This is a genomic window from Sporosarcina sp. HYO08, from assembly GCF_001563475.1.
Lineage (GTDB): Bacteria > Bacillota > Bacilli > Bacillales_A > Planococcaceae > Sporosarcina.
Window position 1 is genome coordinate 1 of the sequence record NZ_LPUT01000020.1, and the last position, 768, is coordinate 768.

The 768-nt window shown below is 47.3% G+C and carries 2 tRNA genes and 1 rRNA gene; all 3 read right to left on the minus strand.

What is annotated here, in order from left to right:
* Positions 1 to 401: 401 nt before the first annotated feature.
* Positions 402 to 477: transfer RNA gene (locus AU377_RS06995), tRNA-Ala, on the minus strand.
* 10 nt (positions 478 to 487) lie between these two features.
* Positions 488 to 564 (minus strand) — tRNA-Ile (locus AU377_RS07000).
* 102 nt (positions 565 to 666) lie between these two features.
* Positions 667 to 768, minus strand: a 16S ribosomal RNA gene (locus AU377_RS07005); the annotation flags it as partial.

The following is a 768-nucleotide window of genomic DNA, read 5'->3' on the forward strand; positions in this document are numbered from 1 at the left end:
TTCCGATCAACGGCGCATTGCGTTGTCAGCTTCACTCGTTCACATCCTCACGTGCCTAAGCACGCTCCGGTGTTCACTCATTCGCTTCCTAGCACTGCTTGCTGCTCGAAATCTTCAAAAATGGTCGTTCAACTTTATAGCGATATAAAGCTGAAACGTTAAAAAGGTATTGCAAATAAGTGATTACATAATGTAATCGACTCGGTTGATTACTTGATTTGTCCAGCTTCAGCGGTCAGATGCTCGAGTCATAAGCCAACCCGACTACGTAGCAAAAATGCCACTTCGTCGTTTCGTCTTATGCTTATCGCATCTAAACGACCGCTTCAGCTTTTCTATGTTGCTTTCAATGTCGTTTTATCCAGTTTTCAAAGAACAAAAATACTCCCATAGGAGTAAGTTGGTGGAGCCTAGCGGGATCGAACCGCTGACCTCCTGCGTGCAAGGCAGGCGCTCTCCCAGCTGAGCTAAGGCCCCGAAGTTTATATGGTGGGCCTAAGTGGACTCGAACCACCGACCTCACGCTTATCAGGCGTGCGCTCTAACCAGCTGAGCTATAGGCCCCTTCCGGGAATTTATGAAGTTCACCATTAAAATGAACCTTCAAAACTGAACGCAAAACGTTAACTTGTAAACCTAAAGTTTACATTCCGTAATTATCCTTAGAAAGGAGGTGATCCAGCCGCACCTTCCGATACGGCTACCTTGTTACGACTTCACCCCAATCATCTGTCCCACCTTCGGCGGCTGGCTCCCGTAAGGGTTACC